The 15485-nt window shown below is 59.9% G+C and carries 15 protein-coding genes and 1 riboswitch; of the genes, 7 read left to right on the top strand and 8 right to left on the bottom strand.

Features of this window, described 5'->3' with window-relative positions:
* The first annotated feature begins 3 nt into the window (after nt 1-3).
* The 3 genes from ASD07_RS01295 (at nt 4) to ASD07_RS01285 (ending at nt 2461) form a co-directional block, all read left to right on the top strand.
* Entirely contained in the window at nt 4-810 is an 807-nt protein-coding gene (locus tag ASD07_RS01295; protein ID WP_156397836.1) for an oxidoreductase, read from the top strand.
* Between the two features lie 123 nt (nt 811-933).
* Nucleotides 934-1665, top strand: a complete 732-nt coding sequence (locus tag ASD07_RS01290; protein ID WP_055924002.1) for an ABC transporter substrate-binding protein — start codon at nt 934-936, stop codon at nt 1663-1665.
* A gap of 505 nt (nt 1666-2170) precedes the next feature.
* A complete protein-coding gene (locus ASD07_RS01285) occupies nt 2171-2461 on the top strand; it encodes a hypothetical protein (RefSeq protein WP_156397808.1) in 291 nt (96 codons plus the stop codon).
* Nucleotides 2462-2532: 71 nt separating this feature from the next.
* Here the strand turns inward: ASD07_RS01285 and ASD07_RS01280 are convergent, their stop codons facing one another.
* On the bottom strand, nt 2533-2742 hold the full coding sequence (locus ASD07_RS01280; RefSeq protein ID WP_055923996.1) for a cold-shock protein: 210 nt from the start codon (nt 2740-2742) through the stop codon (nt 2533-2535).
* A 62-nt stretch (nt 2743-2804) separates the two neighbouring features.
* Nucleotides 2805-3104 carry a hypothetical protein gene (locus ASD07_RS01275; protein WP_055923994.1) on the bottom strand — a complete coding sequence of 100 codons (300 nt, stop codon included), beginning with the start codon at nt 3102-3104 and terminating at the stop codon, nt 2805-2807.
* Nucleotides 3105-3328: 224 nt separating this feature from the next.
* On the opposite strand from ASD07_RS01275, the gene ASD07_RS30595 reads away from it, so the two are divergent.
* Nucleotides 3329-3691 (top strand): hypothetical protein, encoded by a 363-nt coding sequence (locus tag ASD07_RS30595; protein ID WP_156397807.1) that lies wholly within the window; start codon nt 3329-3331, stop codon nt 3689-3691.
* 19 nt (nt 3692-3710) lie between these two features.
* Here ASD07_RS30595 and ASD07_RS01270 read toward each other — a convergent pair whose 3' ends face one another.
* The 5 genes from ASD07_RS01270 to ASD07_RS01250 form a co-directional block, all read right to left on the bottom strand.
* Nucleotides 3711-5186, bottom strand: a complete 1476-nt coding sequence (locus tag ASD07_RS01270) for a PepSY domain-containing protein (RefSeq protein WP_156397806.1) — start codon at nt 5184-5186, stop codon at nt 3711-3713.
* Entirely contained in the window at nt 5174-7174 is a 2001-nt protein-coding gene (locus tag ASD07_RS01265) for a TonB-dependent siderophore receptor (protein WP_162246522.1), read from the bottom strand. Before ASD07_RS01265 ends, ASD07_RS01270 begins: the two co-directional genes overlap by 13 nt.
* 235 nt (nt 7175-7409) lie before the next feature.
* Nucleotides 7410-7628: riboswitch (cobalamin riboswitch) on the bottom strand.
* 91 nt (nt 7629-7719) lie between these two features.
* Complete coding sequence (locus ASD07_RS01260; RefSeq protein ID WP_055923984.1) at nt 7720-8319, bottom strand: TetR/AcrR family transcriptional regulator; 600 nt, start codon at nt 8317-8319, stop codon at nt 7720-7722.
* A 5-nt stretch (nt 8320-8324) separates the two neighbouring features.
* Nucleotides 8325-8642 carry a cupin domain-containing protein gene (locus tag ASD07_RS01255; protein WP_055923981.1) on the bottom strand — a complete coding sequence of 106 codons (318 nt, stop codon included), beginning with the start codon at nt 8640-8642 and terminating at the stop codon, nt 8325-8327.
* A 154-nt stretch (nt 8643-8796) separates the two neighbouring features.
* On the bottom strand, nt 8797-11550 hold the full coding sequence (locus ASD07_RS01250; RefSeq protein WP_055923978.1) for a TonB-dependent receptor: 2754 nt from the start codon (nt 11548-11550) through the stop codon (nt 8797-8799).
* A 207-nt stretch (nt 11551-11757) separates the two neighbouring features.
* On the opposite strand from ASD07_RS01250, the gene ASD07_RS01245 reads away from it, so the two are divergent.
* Entirely contained in the window at nt 11758-13056 is a 1299-nt protein-coding gene (locus tag ASD07_RS01245) for a cyanophycinase (protein WP_055923975.1), read from the top strand.
* A gap of 10 nt (nt 13057-13066) precedes the next feature.
* Here the strand turns inward: ASD07_RS01245 and ASD07_RS30590 are convergent, their stop codons facing one another.
* Nucleotides 13067-13297, bottom strand: a complete 231-nt coding sequence (locus ASD07_RS30590; RefSeq protein WP_156397805.1) for a hypothetical protein — start codon at nt 13295-13297, stop codon at nt 13067-13069.
* A 91-nt stretch (nt 13298-13388) separates the two neighbouring features.
* Here ASD07_RS30590 and ASD07_RS30585 point away from each other — a divergent pair, with 91 nt between their 5' ends.
* Together ASD07_RS30585 and ASD07_RS01240 are read left to right on the top strand one after the other, a co-directional pair.
* Nucleotides 13389-13658: a hypothetical protein gene (locus ASD07_RS30585; RefSeq protein WP_156397804.1), complete on the top strand. Its 270-nt coding sequence runs from the start codon at nt 13389-13391 to the stop codon at nt 13656-13658.
* Nucleotides 13659-13695: 37 nt separating this feature from the next.
* On the top strand, nt 13696-15480 hold the full coding sequence (locus tag ASD07_RS01240) for a S8 family peptidase (protein ID WP_082507043.1): 1785 nt from the start codon (nt 13696-13698) through the stop codon (nt 15478-15480).
* The last annotated feature ends 5 nt before the right edge of the window (nt 15481-15485 follow it).

Raw genomic sequence — 15485 nt, 5'->3', positions numbered from 1 at the left:
GAAATACAGGAATCTACAGTTGTTGTTGTCACGGGGGTGTCGTCGGGTATTGGCCGCGCCACAGCAGAGAAATTGGCCAGGCGCGGTTGCCGCGTGTTCGGAACCGTACGGGATATCGCCGGTGCGAGCCCATTGGCCGGTGTCGAGTTGGTGGAGATGGATGTACGCAGCGACACGTCCGTTAAGCAAGCATTTCAGCAGATCGTCGCACGCGCCGGACGCATCGACGTCCTGGTCAATAACGCCGGGGTGACCATCGTCGGCGCGGTGGAAGAGACTTCGATCACGGAGGCGGGTGCGCTGTTCGATACCAACCTGTTCGGTATCCTGCGCACGGCACAGGCGGTCCTGCCGCAGATGCGGCTGCAGCGCAGCGGCAGGATCGTCAACGTCAGCTCGGTGCTTGGTTTCCTGCCGGCGCCTTACATGGGCTTTTATGCGGCGTCCAAACATGCGGTCGAGGGGCTGTCGGAATCGCTGGACCATGAAGTGCGCCAGTTCGGCATTCGAGTCGCCCTGGTCGAGCCGGGTTTCACGAAAACGAACCTGGACCTGAACTCGCCGCACACTGCGTCCAGCATTGCAGACTATGACCGTGAGCGTAGCCTTGCTACACAAGCTGTGGCAGCAAGCGTCAGCGGCGCGCCGGAACCGGATGCTGTGGCGGACACCATTGTGCAGGCGGCACTGGGACCATGGCGCATGCGGCGCGTTCCATCCGGCCAGGCGTCCTTGCTCAGCAAGTTACGGCGATTTATGCCGGCCGGGCCGGTGGACGCAGGATTGCGCAAGACTTTTGGACTTGCCTGATGCCGCAGCAAGATTTATGCGGTTCGTCCGTCGACAGGTAACGCGGAGCTTGACTGTGGAGGGCTATGGCGCAATAGTTGATGCGGAAATGCCATCATCAACTCCGCATTGCTCAGAAGATTCATGAGACGCTTTGCTTTCGCGACATGCCTGGTTTTCGCCGCGTTCGGCACGGACGCGCGGAGCGATACGTTCAAGGTCGGCTTCTACGATTACCCGCCTATGATGATCGAGAACGGGCGGAGCGGGATTTATCAGGAAATCCTGGATGAGCTAAGCAACATCACGGGCCACCGCTTTCAGATCCAGTACTTCCCCTACGCGCGCCTTGCCAAAGAGTTCGACGTAGGACGTATCGACCTTGAACCCGGCGTGTTTCCCGGCTGGGTAAAAAATCAAAGGGTTCCGGGCGAATTTTCAGTCCCGTTTGGTAAGGTCGTCGACGTACTCGTGTTCGCCCCGGGCAAATATTTTCCAATGCATACGCCGAGGGACTTGAGTGGCAGAACCATCGGATTGGTAAGGGGTTACACCTATCCGGACTTGCATGAGCTGTTTGACAGCGGCGCCGTGCATCGCTCCGATGCCGTGAGCGAGGCGCAGCTCATGGCCATGCTTTCGGCGGGGCGCATGGACCAGATCCTGATAAACAAAGCGGTTGCCCAATACAATGTTCTCATGGTGCCCAAGTATCGTGAGTTTGTCCTGGGTGACGTTCTCGGTTCGTTTGATGTCTCGATGCGCGTCCACCCCGGCAAGAAAGCCTTGCTGCCGAAATTGGACGAAGCCATCATCACAATGAAACGCTCGGGGGCCATCGCCAGGATCTACGCCAAGTATGGTGTGAGCCTCTAAGACGTTGGTACAGTTGCTGTTGGGAAAAATCGTAATCCATAAACTTACCGACGGCTATGGTGACTGCACATTGTCCGGCGCTGTGCAATACTGGGCTATATATGCATGGGGACAAAGCAATGGCCGGTACAGAACAAGCAAGGCGGGTCGACAATCGAGTTGCCGAAAAGGTGGAGCGTGGCATAGCGCTGATGGCCCTTACTGGAAGGGAAGAGGCGGTGCGCTACTTGAGGAACTGCGGAGTCCCGGCCGACGTCATTGGACGCGTACTCACCAGTCCGATAGCTCGCAGGACGCACGGTGCACACTTGGCTGATCAGCGACCCGATCACCGGGGAAACGAAGGCTTGCATTGAGGGCCGGGGTATGGCTGTCTGGCGGCATGCCTGCGCTTTGCCTGGAAAACGACAGTGGACTTTGAGATTTCAATTTGAAATGGAATAATAGGTCTCAGCGGTTTTCAGTCGCAAGATGGTTAATGTATCGCCATGGCCAGTTGGAGGTGATGATGCGCTCTACGACGGAAGTGATCGGGTCTCACAGTGTTCGGCACGAGATGTACACCGTGATTTGCAAGAGTGGACAGCGAGGTATCGAGTTCAGCGATGCGCGGCTGGCAGCGTTGGCCTTCCTGCGCGCGCCGGCCAATGATCGGCCCTTTGTGTTGCGCCACCAGGGTAATGCAACGCATGTGGTGGCTTCAGCAAAAGCGGGAACAAAGCTGATTGAGCCCGGTCGATTGGATGACACCTTCCGCGCCGCTTACGAGTCGGCAGCCATCGCCAATGCATTTTAGTGAGGCCGGCGTACCACGCTGGCCCTCACGATCAGATCGCGCGGTCGCTGCGATTCGATTGCAAGCGGTATTCACTCAGGACGGACATTCGCAGCTTTCTCACCCTTCGGACTTGGCGCGCGCTCAAAGGAGACGCGTTGATTTTCCTTGAGAGCCTTGAATCCTTTTGCCTGGATATCCTGGAAATGCACGAACAGGTCTGCACCGCCAGTGTCTGGTGTGATGAAGCCAAACCCCTTCGCTTCATTGAACCACTTTACGGTGCCGGTTTCGGTAGTCATGTTAGAACCTCCAAGTTGATATGAAAATACCTGGCGCCCCTTTGCGACCAGCGCCCGCTCGATCAGCCTGCCTGCGGGTTTAACCGGGAAAGCCTGGAACTATTCCCCCTGCCAACAAAGACCCGGTCTGTAATGTCATGACGGAACAGCTCAAGCCAGGAAGTGTTGTCACTGATGAGGTATTGCTTTGACTTGCCGGTCGACTTTCGCATCACGGTAAGTTCGCCCTGTAAACCTGATACCTCGTCGGTCTTTGGATCGGTTGTGTCGACGGCGCTCAACGAAAAGTCCTGCTGCGCCAGATGGTGCTGGCGGAGGATCGATTCAAATTCCGCAATATCTCTCTGTTCGATCAGTTGCATGGCTTCACCTTTTGAGGGGCTCTTTCAGTTTAGGCCAGATTTGCCGCTCCGCTTTCCAAATAGTCCGGAGCTGGGTCTCCGCAACGTATACGGCGAACGCATCGGGTTGCGAATGTTAATAGTAAAGCCCAATGCCGGCGGCCGGCGCGGCATGCTAAATTTCTTCTTCCAACAGGCGGGCAAGTCTCGTCCTCGGCGAATGCCGGGAATACAGGGAGAACAGCATGCCAGATGATTTAATGATTGGAGATCGGCGATCACTCGAAGGATTAACGGAAATGGTCGACGGCGCCCTTGAGTTGGCTGACGAATGTGGATGGAGATATGCGTTGGCATATCTGATCAGCGAGCGTGTTCCTTCGCAAGTGATCCAGCGACTGTTGTCAGGACGCGCGCGAGCCAGAAAGGCCGCAATCAATAACAACATGAGTTTTCCAGACAAGAGCTACTGCTGGCAAGGACGAAATACAGAAGAGACGCAACGCCTTTTTGCGACCTTGCGATTGCGCAGTCCGATCAAATTCCAACCATGCGACCTGCCGCCGATGGCATCGCGCAGCCGCGGCCCCGTCTCCGACGACGAATGACACGGCAGGGCGATAGTCCTTAACGGTTGTTGCGCAGTTTGCTAATGCGCCGGCCCCCAAGGAACAGTCCTGTGGCGCACAACATTGCGCCGAATACGCAAAGCACCGCCACCAGGACGTCCCATAAGGGTCGCTTGCGCACGGCGGCCGCAAAATCAAGCTGGTGCAGGCCATTGAACAGCCAGCGGTTCCACTTGCTGTTGCGATCGGCATGTCCGACCAGCTGTCCCTTGCGGGGATCGGCATAGAATGTGGTCTCGTCGTTCAACTGGAACTGCACGCGCAGTACCGGGAAGTCGCGATCTCCATGATGTCTGTAGTAAAAGCTGTCACCGCTATCGATCAGCTCAGCCGCAAGAACCTGGACGCCAGGCCGCGCGGCGCGCACGGCATGCAGCAGTACCTCTTGCGCAATGGGCGCCGCTGGCCTGCCGCTGTCTGGGTCCAGCAAGCGTTGCCCGGTACGGTCGAGTGCACCGAAGAAAAGTTTGCCGTCGACTCTGCGCCACTCGAGCTCGAGTAAGCCCTGGCTGGCATGGACCGCCTGCGCCAGGTCCAGCGACAAATCCTGGCGACTGAGCGGGCCGCCTGCGAAGGCCAACTGGTCGTTGGCCGTTACGCCCGGTGAAGAAAGCCAGTTGAATGGGGTGACCGATAGCCAGCCGCTGAACAGCCAGGTCAGTGTCAGCGTCCCAATACCCAGCCCAAGCCAATGATGCCATGCCTGCCAGCCACGATACGGCGAACGCCGGCCGCTGGCATAGCGCTGGCGCAGCCGCAAACGCTGAAGGCCCAGAACCATGCCTGCCATCACCAGCACGAGGGCTGCGGCGGAAGTCCACATCACCGCTTGCCGCCAAGGCTGGGCATATGTACGCAAGGGCGTGAAATAGATCCAGTGCATGACCGAGCCAACCCAGTTCCAGCCACGCTCGTTGCGCGTGGCGTCCCGCACTAACTCGCCAGTGCGGCTGGACACATACAGGACACTGCCCACATCGTCGTTCGCCCGAACCCGGTACAGCGGCCGATGTCCGCTGACGGAACCAAAAGACCACTGGTCCAGGTCAATCCGGTCCACCGCCAGGCTGCTTGCTCCAGGCGCCGCATTTCTGGCTGAGGCCTGGGCGATAGCCTCCGTGACTTCCAGAGCGGTGCCGGTGTCCGCCCAGGCTGACCACCGGCGGCCATCGCGCATGAAGTGATAGGCAGGACGTCCTGCAATGGTATTGATCTTTACCGCAGAGGGAACGCCGGCTTGGCCGGAAGATTGCCATGCATCCCAGGCGCTGGCCTTGACCTGCTGGATATCCAATGGCGCCAGCCACGCCATGCGTTCCTGCTTGTTAAGGGCAGGATTTGGCACGTACATCATGACGATGCCGGAGATGAACCACATCAGCACGAGCAAGCCGATGGCGATGCCGAGCCAGCGGTGCAGCAGGTGCAGCTGGCGTTTCCACGATCCCACGGTGCGGGAGATCAGTAACGCCACTGCACGGTCAGCTCGGCGTGGCGGCGCTCGCCCAGCAGGTACTGGCTATCGCTGTATGAGGTGCTGGCATAAAGCTTGTCGCTCAGGTTGCGCAGGTTCAGCTGCAGCAGCACATTGCGGTTGACGTTCCAGCCAAGCGACGCGTCCATCGTGGTATACGCGGCGAGCGCCTGCGTGTTGCCATTGTCGATATAGCGTTCGCCAACGTAGCGCGCGCCGATCGCCACGCGCCATGAGTCTGCATGGTAGTTCAGCCACACGTTGGACGAGATCTTTGGTACGTCGGCCGGACGCATCCCAGCGCGCGAGCGATTGCCGCTTTCGATCAACTGGTCGAACCGGGCATCGGTGTAGGCCGCATTGGCCTCCAGGCGCCATTCCGGCAATAGGGTCACGCTGGAGGTAAACTCCGCGCCACGCGACGATTGCGATCCGCCCTGGATCGACAGCGCCGGACTGGATGGATCGCGCGTGATGATGTCGTTCTTGCTGATGCGGTACAGTGCCGCAGTCCATTCAGCCTTGCCGTTCGCCAGGGATTGCTTGATGCCGGTTTCGACTTGGCGCGAGCTGGTCAGCTTGTAGCGGCTGCTGGCCAGGTTCAGCGACAGCAAACTGCCAACCGGGTCGCTGCCGCTGCTGACCTGCCCGTACAGGGAAGCGTCGGCGGCCAGCTTCCAGGTCAGGCCCAGGCGCACTGCGTTCGAATGCAGCCTGGTGGTAAAGCCGGCGGCACCGCGCAGGCTGGCGCGCTCGACCTTGTACTGGTCGTGGCGGAAACCGGCAAGCATCAAAAGGCTTGGGTTGATGGCGTAGGCATCTTCCACATACACGGCATTGGTGGTGGTATCGGTGCTGAAGTCAGGCCGCAGCGGATCAGGGCTGGCAAACAGGCCCGGATTGAAGCCAGTCGGGGCTACTGTGGATGATCCGCCGTAGGGCGAGTTGTTGGCGTGGGTGAAGTTGATGACAGCAGCTTCCCAGCCAGCTACGACGCGGTTGTCTCCGCCGTTCCAGCGTGCTTCCAGTCGATTGCCGGTCTGTTCCTGCTCATGCCGGATGGCGATATAGTCGCTTCGCTCCACCACCTTGGCTTGCGCATCATAGGAATAATATTCCGCATTGCGCCAGTTCCGGTGCACCTTCATGTAAGCGAGCTCGTTACTGATGGCCAATACCGGGCTGACACGCCAGGTGAAGCGGGCAACGGCTTTGTCATCCTTGTACGAGATGTCGGCATCGCCGACGTTGTAGTTCTGGTCGCGAAGTTCGCGCGCGATACGGCCATTGACAAGGGGCGTGCCAAAGTAGCGCTGCGGTTTTTGTTCCAGGTGGTCGAGCGAGAAGTCGAGGTCGAGGCCGGGCGCCAATGAACAGGTCAGGCTGGACAGGATCTTGCCGCGGCGGGATTGGCCGCGGTCGATGAAACCTTCGCTATGATCGGCATAGGCGTCGATGCGGAACGCCGCTTTCTCGCCGAGTGCGCCAGTTGCGCCGACACCGCCGCGCAAGGTCTTGCCGCCGCCGACACCAGCCATGGCCTCGAAGCTGGTGGCGCGCTGTGGAGCTTTGCGTACGGCGTTGATGGTTGCGCCGGTGGTGCCGCTGCCATAGACCACGGACCCCGGGCCGCGCAGCACGTCGATGTATTCATAGCCCCACGGGTCGGACGGATAGGTGGCCGTACCGGAACCGACTTGCGGGCGCTGGCCATTCTCCAGTAGCGCAATGGCGCTGTTGCCGCTGAAGCCGCGTGCAGAGTAGGCGACTCCGTTACCCGGCGAGCTCGTATCTGTCAGGCCGGTAGTACGCGTGATGGCATCCTTGACCAGCAGGTCGCCACGCGCCTGCATCGTGTCGGCGCTGAGGGAGTCGACGCTGGCCGGCAGTTCCTGTGCGGTCAGGTCCAATCTGCTTGCCGTAGCGCCAGGGCGCGTCAGTCCGAGGCCCTCATACGCCGTCGCTCCCTGTACGGTTACGGTTGGCATGATCTCGGTTTGCTGAGCCCAGGCAGCGGAAGTGAAAAGCACAGAGATCGCGGCAACGATAGGGCGCAGGGAAGGGGAGCGGGCTGGTCGGGATGAGGACATGGATGGATTTCTGCTGGGACGGCATGGCACGCGCGCATTGCGAGCGCGAGTGCGCACAACGACCGAGTGCGGTAGCTTTAGCGATAAATGGAAAACGGCGAAACATATCTTGCAAGAGCCACACCCCGGGCTTTGCTTAATCATCGTGACTGGCCGGTCTTCTGGCTTGCCTTCATTCTTCCCTGATCGTGCCTTCCCGTGCGTTGGACAGTGGCGGTTGATCAGAGTCGTCAGGCTTACAGCAGCGGGGACTGCGCCGGAATGGTGCGAGATGAAAATCCCGCGCGTCACCGGCTTCCCGTTTCACCCTTCGGCCGACAAGCAGAAGGGCACCTTTCACGTATTGGCGCGCATTCTACATGCAAAATGCGATCAGAGGTAAATTTGGGCCACGACAGGGGTACTTCGTCCACGGCCGTGTGAAATGGATCAATGCTGAGCAGTCACGAAGCCAACACAACGTTCAGAAGGTTGTGTGCTCTTCTTCGAAAAGCCAGGTGAGGGGATTTTTCTACCATCGAAACGGCCATTATTCCCTCCAACGACGCAAAGATTAACTCGGCGAGTTCGCGCTCTGCGCCGTCCTGCCGCAATCTCAAATTGGCCGGTTCGCTGTGCAGAATCTTCTCTAGCCAGTCTATATTCTGCGTTGCAAACCGCTGTAACTCTTCAATGCATGTACGCTCCTGGAACGACGGTTCGCGCACCATCATCAGGTACATGCAAGGCCGCTTGCCGTCCTCCAGCATTTGCGCGAAGAGTTCGGTGTATTGCCGAAGGTGCTCAGCAAGCGTCAAGCTACCTGATCCGGAAATCGCATTCAGCCTTGATGCCTGCTCTTCTCGATATAGTTGCATTGCCTGTCGGGCCAGATCTTCTTTCGATGCGAAATGATGGTAAAGGCTCGGTGCCTTAATCTGTAGGTTATCAGCGATTTGCCGCATTCCCAGTGTGCTGAAACCGAACTGCTGAAACAGGCGTATCGCCGCGCCCAGAATGGCCTCCCGGGTGAGTGACGCTTGATTTGCTTTGACAGGCGCCATGGGTGTCACTCCAGAATCTCGATGCCACCGCGGTGGGCAACGAACAGAAGCGCTTCTTCCAATGCGTAGGCCTCATGCTCGTCGCTTCCCTGGACATGAAGTACGTCTCCTGCCCGCATCTCGACGTCATTGAAGCGGATAGCGCCTTCCAGAATACAGATTTGCTCCCACCCATGATGGGAATGTTTTGGAAAGCGTGCGCCCGCCTGGAACCTGGCCAAGTAGCCGCCGTCGCCGTCATTACCTGTCCAGGTCGAACATGTCTGAATCCCGGGAATGCCTGAATCGCACCATTCACGGTTAATTTGCCGAACCAAATTCATTTGCTGATTTCCATCTCATAAGGAATACGGAACTCTAACTAACGTTCGTTAGGTGGTCAATGGCAGGTTCATCTGGAGCAAGCCAGGGCATGACCCTGGCTTGCTCGGTGCCTGTTGCTTGGTCTCGAGGCCGGTATCGGACGCTTGAGGGGGATCAGAACTTGTACTGCAGGTTGGCAAAGAACGACCGGCCGCGTGGGTCACCGTAGGTCGGGTCCCAGGTCACTTCGAAGTAGCGCGACTGGTTGGTGAATGGCGGCGCGGTATCGGCGACATTAATCACGCCGGCGCGCAGCTTGAGGTTCTTGTTGAACGAATAGCTGCCGGTCAGGTCCCACAGCGAATAGGCCTTCACATCACGGTCGTTCCAGCCCGGATCAGCCAGGCCCGGAATGTTCTGGTCGCGATAGCTGGAGAAGAAGGTGTTGCCCAGGCTCAGGCTGAGGGGACCCTGGGTCCAGTCGACACTGAGTTTGTGGCGCCAGCGCTGCACGGCCTTGTCGTCGCGGAACACGCCCAGGCCATTCGTCATCGGCGAGAGTGGATCGGACTGGAACTTGTACTTGGTGATCAGCGTGCCATCCAGGCTGGCGCTGAAGCGGCCCAGCGACGTGGCATCGCCACGCCAGTTGAGCGCAAGATCGAAGCCTGACGTGTTGAGCTTGCCGCGGTTTTCTTTCTTGAACTGCAGGAAGGACACCACACCATCTTCGTCGCGCACCACGATATTCGGATCGTTGTAGTAGACCGGGTTGTCGAACACGGTTTGCTCACCGATCTCCGAAATAATGTCGGTCTTACGAATGATCCAGTAATCGAGGCTACCGCTCCAGTTGTTATTGGGTTGCAGTACCACGCCGGCAGAGAACTGTTTGGATTTTTCCGGCTTCAGCTGCGGGTTGCCGTAACGGTCCAGGTCGAACTGGGCAATTTCTCCCGAGACCGGGTCTTTAACAAAGCTGGCCGTGGTGCCGGAACGCACCGGCAGGAACAGTTCGGCAATCGACGGTGCACGGAAGCCGGTGCCGTAGGAAGCGCGGCCCAGTACTTCTTTGCTGGGACGGTAGCTGACGGCGATTTTCGGATTGGTGCTTGTCAGTTTCGGGGTGGTGATATTGGTCAGCGGATCGTGTACGCCTTTGTAGCGGTCATGGCGGATCGCGAACTGGCCTTCCCATTCCTTGCTGAACGGCGCATTGATCTCCGCATAGATGCCGGCTATGTCGCGCGAGTTGGACGAATCGGCCAGCAGTTCGTCGGAGCTGGCGCGGTCACCCTGCACGTCGTTGGTGCGCAATGCTTCGGTAGAGCTGAACGCGGTCTTCTCGCGTCGCAGCTCGGCGCCCACCGCCAGCATGGCATCGCCACCGCCCAGCGCCATCAGCGGGCGGGTCACCTTGCCATCGACGCTGTCGCTGGTGCCTTTGGAGATACGCGCTGCGTCGTGGATCTTGATCGAGTCCATGAACTTGCGCCCCGAGCCGTCCGTCGCCGGAACAAAGGGGTTGTACTGGCCGCTGGCCATGCCCGCCAGCATTTTGCTGCGTGAGACCCAGCCATCCATATCGAGGTCGGTAGCCTTGTTGACGCTATGGTTAAGCGCCGTATCGTAATCCCAGTCGCCCACCTTGCCGGTCGCACCCAGTACGAAGCGCGACGCTTTGCTGGTCACTTCCGAGGTGCGGCGGCCGGCGTCCGTCAGGCGGAAGCGGAAGTTGACCGGGGTGACGATGCCGGTCTTCGTTTGCAGGTCGGCCGGCAGGAAGATGCCGTTGTCGGTGCCGTTGATGCTGCCCGAAGTGGCGGGCGATGCGGCATAGCTGGTCTCGGCTTTGCTCAGCAGGACTTCGGCAAACACTTCATGGGTGTCAGCTATCTGGAAGGTGGCACGGCCGATAAAGCTTCGCTTTTTGGATTCCGGATAGACTTCGGAGTCGCCCATGTAGTTGAAGGAACAGCCTTCGGTGCCGCCAGGACCGAGTGGCCGCACCACGTTCGGGCTGCCATTCACGCAGGAGTCCTTGCCGAAGTTGACGCGCCGGCCCGGCGACGGCGCCCAGGTGCCGCCAGGGCCGGAACCTTTCAGGTAGCTCGAATTGTTCAGGGTCGCCAGCTGGGCAGGAGTCAGGTCGACGTTGGCAGGGAATGTGTAGCTGGAGAGCTGCGGAGAGAGGCGGTCCGGCAGGCTGTATTCCTGCATGAACTCGCGTTGCGAGCTGGCCAGGCGGTCGGTTTTCTGCACGTCCAGTGCGCCGAACACGTTGTAGCGGTCAGTGCTCAAATTACCAAAGCCTCCGGACAGCGAGGCCGATCTTTTGCCGCCGCCACCTTCGTGCGTACGCAGCGCATACACGCTGGCATCGCCACCCTGGTAATCCTTGCGGGTGATGAAGTTGATCACGCCGCCCATGGCATCGGTACCGTAAATCGCCGAAGCGCCATCCTTGAGCACTTCCACGCGCTGGATGGCGCCGGCTGGGATGTTGTTCAGGTCGACGCCGGAATTGTCGCCAGGGCTGGCGAAGTTGGCCATGCGGCGGCCGTTCAGCAGCACCAGGGTGCTCGATACACCCAGGCCGCGCAGGTTGGCGCCATTGAATCCGCGCTGGCCACCCATGACGTCGCTGACGCTGGCACCGTCGGTCAGGCCGCCCACATTCGAGGAAATTTTTTGCAGCAGTTCAGCTGCAGTTGTCACGCCGGTCTTTTCAATGTCTTCGCGCTTGATGACTTCTACTGGCAAAGCTGTTTCACCCTCGATGCGCTTGATGCTGGAGCCGGTGATTTCCACGCGCGGCATGGTCTGCGCGTAAGCGCTCAAGCTCATGCTGCCAAGGGCGAGTAATACAGCATGGGTGCAATGGGTGCGGCGGAAGGCCGATGCCTTGTGCTTGCCAGGTATTTTCATGCGATCAGTCCTCGTGAGTAGGTATTCAAACGCTATTAACTAGCTTCGGTGGAACTGTTTCAGTGTATGCAACTTTGCACGCCTTGCGCGCGCAGGAACTTGCATGAGTACCTCGGTGCAAAGGGGGTGTTGGATTGTTGCAACAAAGTCAATGCCGGATCAATGGCAACATGGTCGGCAATTCCATTCCAGTGAAGGAGCCTGTTCGTGAAATCCGTATCGACACTGCTGTTATGCGCGGCGCTATCCAGCGGCCAATTTCCGGGTTCCTGCGCCCATGCTGCGGACGCTTTGCCGTCGCAGGCGTTCCAGCCTGTCGCCGGTACGGTGGTGCCGATGGGTGGCTCCGTGCGCAACGATAACGAGGCGGTACGCCAGCGCCTGGTGCAGCTGGCCGGCGGCCCTGCGGCGCGGTTTGTGGTGATTCCCAGCGCATCGTCGCAGCCTGAAACGTCGGGCGCGGAGGCGGTGGAGCAGCTAAGGCGCCGCGGTGCCCAGGCGGAACTACTGAAGATCGCTCCGTGCTGGGCTGGCGAGACGCTGGAGTCCGCACGCCGGGCGGCAGCCGACCCTGCCATCGTGGCCAGGATCGGTGCCGCCACAGGCGTGTTCTTTACCGGTGGCGAGCAGGGGCGCACGGCCGACGTATTGAATCCGGACGGGAAGCCATCTCCGGTACTGCAGGCTGTGCGCGAACTGCAGGCGCGCGGTGGCGTGATTGCCGGCAGCAGTGCCGGTGCCGCCATCATGAGCAGCACGATGTTCCGCGATGCGATGAATTCCGTGCAGGTGATGAAGGGCGTGATGCGCGACGGTAAGGAGATCGACCGGGGGCTGGGGTTTGTTGGCGAACAGCTGTTCATTGACCAGCATTTCCTCAAGCGCGGCAGGGTGGGGCGCATGCTGGCGCTGATGCTCGCCAAAGGCTACAAGGTGGGGCTTGGCGTGGACGAGAACACCGCAGCGATTATTCACGGTAGCGAAATCGAAATTGTCGGCGGCAGTGGCGCGCTCCTGCTGGACTTGCGCCGGGCAACGCAGGAACAAGGGCCTGTGAATGTACGCAATGTACGGATTTCCTATCTCGATAATGGCGATCGGTATGACCTCGCTAGACTGCAGGGGCAGGTGTTGGCGGCAAAACAGGCCAGGGGTGAGCTCAAGTTCCGCCAGCCAGGCTTTGCTCCGGAGCTGGAATTCATGCGCCCCGCCTATACCGACATCCTCGGCGAAAACGCCATCCTGCGTGCACTGTCGCAACTGGTGGATGGTCCGCGCGACCATGTGCGCGGCATCGCCTTCGACCTCGAGCAGCTACCCGATGCACCAGTTGCCGATCCAGCCCCTGAGCTGGGCTTCGAGTTCATGCTGCGGCGCGATGAGCATACGCATGGCTGGGACAGTGCCGGACTGGATGATAAGGATTACTCGATCTTCGACGCCAGGCTCGATGTGCGGCCGGTGCGTTTGAAAACGCCGTTCTACCAGGCGTGGCAGGAGCCATGAATTTTTGCCTTCACCTGACTGCGTCCTGGATTCTGCCGCTGGACTGCAAGGCATTCTTCAGCGCATCCGCATTGACGGTCACCTGGCCGCCCTGCATCTCCTGAGGTTCGGCGATCTCGATGGAGGTCGTGGTGAATTCAGTGCTATGCACTTTGCCGGAATTCAGCATCACATGGACGGTGTTGCCATCCTCGGCCGAGCATTTTGGTGCAGCCCAGGGAATGCGATGGCGCAGTGACAATTCAAGAGAATCCCCCTTGGATGGACGCCTATATTGAACTGGTGCTGTCGGCGTCCGCCGTACGCGCCACACTTCATTCAAGAGGAGGTCCATGCAATTAGTTATCAAGCTCGCTCCGGAAATTTCGCAAGTCAAATCCCGTGCTGATGTGCCGCCGTTCACACCGGAGTTGAGACGTACCTTGACGGCGCTCGCTCTAGACTTGCACCCAATGCATCCGGGCAGCAGTGATCCTGATCTGACGGGTTTTTTTTATACGGAAGTAGCGGATCAAGGCGCCGCCGTGCACGCACTCGGCTTGCTGCAACAAGCACCTGGTGTTCAGTCAGCATATCTTAAGCCGCGTGACGAGATGCCCTGAAAGTGACCGCAACAGGAACGTAAGGGGAGGATCTGCAATGCAGAAGAATCGTGGATTCATCGCAGGAAACAAGCAGGGTGGCGGTGCCCCGTCTGGCGACGGAAATGTACCGGAACGGCTCAAAAGCGAATGGGAGTTGATTGTTGTCGCGGAACCTGGATTTGCGCTGCGCTCCCGGCAGGATGGTGTTGAGTCGGCGGCCAGTGCGGACGTCGCGCCGCTGGCACGTTTGCTCGAGGCCGAGCAGATTGTGCTGGAACCCTTGTTTGGCAGCGAAGACAAAGTACTGCGCGAGCGGCAGATGGCGCCGGCGGCATCGGATGGCAGCCCTGAAATGCCGGACCTGTCCGTGTATTACCGTGTCGACGTGGCACAGGACCGCATGGCGCACCTTGCCGAACAGCTGCGCAAGCAGCCATCAGTCAATGCCGCCTACATCAAACCTCCGGCTGAACTGGCCCATGCGGCTTTGGATGTCACATGGGAGGAGCTGAACACGATGACGCCGGATGCGCAAGATGCGCCCCCGGTGACTGCGGACTTCAGCAGTCGCCAAGGGTACCTTGATGCCGCACCCGGCGGTATCGATGCGCGCTATGCGTGGACCTTGGGCGGCGGCGGCGGCACAGGGGTGAATGTGATCGACCTGGAATGGGGATGGCGCTTCAGCCACGAAGACCTGCTTCAAAACCAGGGCGGCGTGGTAGGTGGCACCGGCGCCACCAGTACTGACCACGGGACAGCCGTGCTGGGCGAGATCAGCGGCGACCGTAACACGATCGGCATCACCGGCATTGCGCCGGAAGCGTCCATCAGCGCGGTGGCCTTCTCCATGCCCACTGCTACGGCAATCCGCAACGCAGCGGACCGTTTGCGCCCCGGCGATATCATGCTGCTGGAAATCCACCGGCCTGGTCCGCGTTACGCCTTCGCGGGACGCCTGGACCAATTGGGCTATGTCGCCGTCGAGTGGTGGCCGGATGATTTCGCAGCCATCCGTTATGCCAGCAGCAAGGGGATCCTGGTGGTAGAGGCAGCAGGCAACGGCGCCGAGAACCTAGACGATGCGCTGTATAGCACCCGGCCGGCAGGTTTCCCGGCAACATGGACCAATCCATTCAATCGCAGCAATCCCCAGTGCGGCGCCATCGTGGTCGGCGCCGGCGCGCCGCCGCCTGGAACGCACGGCAATGACCATGGTCCGGATAGATCGCGCCTGGGATTTTCCAATTTTGGCGCGTGCATCGACGCGCAGGGGTGGGGCCGCGAAGTCACGACCACCGGCTATGGTGACCTGCAAGGCGGCGGCAACGAGGACCTCTGGTACACCGACCGCTTCAGCGGAACATCCAGTGCTTCCCCCATTGTGGTGGGCGCCCTGGCATGCGTGCAAGGCGTGCTGCGCGCACGCGGGCGAATTCCCATGTCGCCGGCAAGGGCGAGGGAGGTTTTGCGTACCACGGGCTCACCCCAACAAGATGCACCGGGCCGCCCGGCCAGCCAGCGCATCGGCAATCGCCCCAACCTGCGGCAGATCCTGGCGGCGGTCACGGCCAATGTGACGCCCTGGGTCGGGGTTCAGTTCCGCGGCAGCCTGCCTGCTGGCGCCAGCCGCCGCTGGTTCACTTACAACTGGCCGGCACATTGGCACATGCTGTGGACTGTTGTCCCGACAACGCCGAGGCCGGGCGGGCCGCAAATCAAATGGCAGGTCCAGGTGGAGCGAGCGTCCGATGCATACATCACTTACTGGATCACGATCACGAACGTCAGCGCCGCGCCATGCGACATCGAAGCCCGCTACGCCGTGCTGGGTTGGTAAATCTT

The sequence above is a fragment of the Duganella sp. Root336D2 genome (genome assembly GCF_001425005.1).
Lineage (GTDB): Bacteria > Pseudomonadota > Gammaproteobacteria > Burkholderiales > Burkholderiaceae_D > Rugamonas.
Note: the sequence above shows the minus strand (reverse complement) of the source record. Positions and strands in the feature narration are given on the sequence as shown.

Coding starts and splice junctions, on each gene's coding strand:
- ASD07_RS01260 (WP_055923984.1), bottom strand. CDS start 8,319: ATGGCGCCTGTCAAAGCAAATCAAGCGTCACTCACCCGGGAGGCCATT.
- ASD07_RS01265 (WP_162246522.1), bottom strand. CDS start 7,174: ATGCCAACCGTAACCGTACAGGGAGCGACGGCGTATGAGGGCCTCGGA.
- ASD07_RS01240 (WP_082507043.1), top strand. CDS start 13,696: ATGCAGAAGAATCGTGGATTCATCGCAGGAAACAAGCAGGGTGGCGGT.
- ASD07_RS01280 (WP_055923996.1), bottom strand. CDS start 2,742: ATGACTACCGAAACCGGCACCGTAAAGTGGTTCAATGAAGCGAAGGGG.
- ASD07_RS01275 (WP_055923994.1), bottom strand. CDS start 3,104: ATGCAACTGATCGAACAGAGAGATATTGCGGAATTTGAATCGATCCTC.
- ASD07_RS01290 (WP_055924002.1), top strand. CDS start 934: ATGAGACGCTTTGCTTTCGCGACATGCCTGGTTTTCGCCGCGTTCGGC.
- ASD07_RS30585 (WP_156397804.1), top strand. CDS start 13,389: ATGCAATTAGTTATCAAGCTCGCTCCGGAAATTTCGCAAGTCAAATCC.
- ASD07_RS30595 (WP_156397807.1), top strand. CDS start 3,329: ATGCCAGATGATTTAATGATTGGAGATCGGCGATCACTCGAAGGATTA.
- ASD07_RS01250 (WP_055923978.1), bottom strand. CDS start 11,550: ATGAAAATACCTGGCAAGCACAAGGCATCGGCCTTCCGCCGCACCCAT.
- ASD07_RS01285 (WP_156397808.1), top strand. CDS start 2,171: ATGATGCGCTCTACGACGGAAGTGATCGGGTCTCACAGTGTTCGGCAC.
- ASD07_RS01255 (WP_055923981.1), bottom strand. CDS start 8,642: ATGAATTTGGTTCGGCAAATTAACCGTGAATGGTGCGATTCAGGCATT.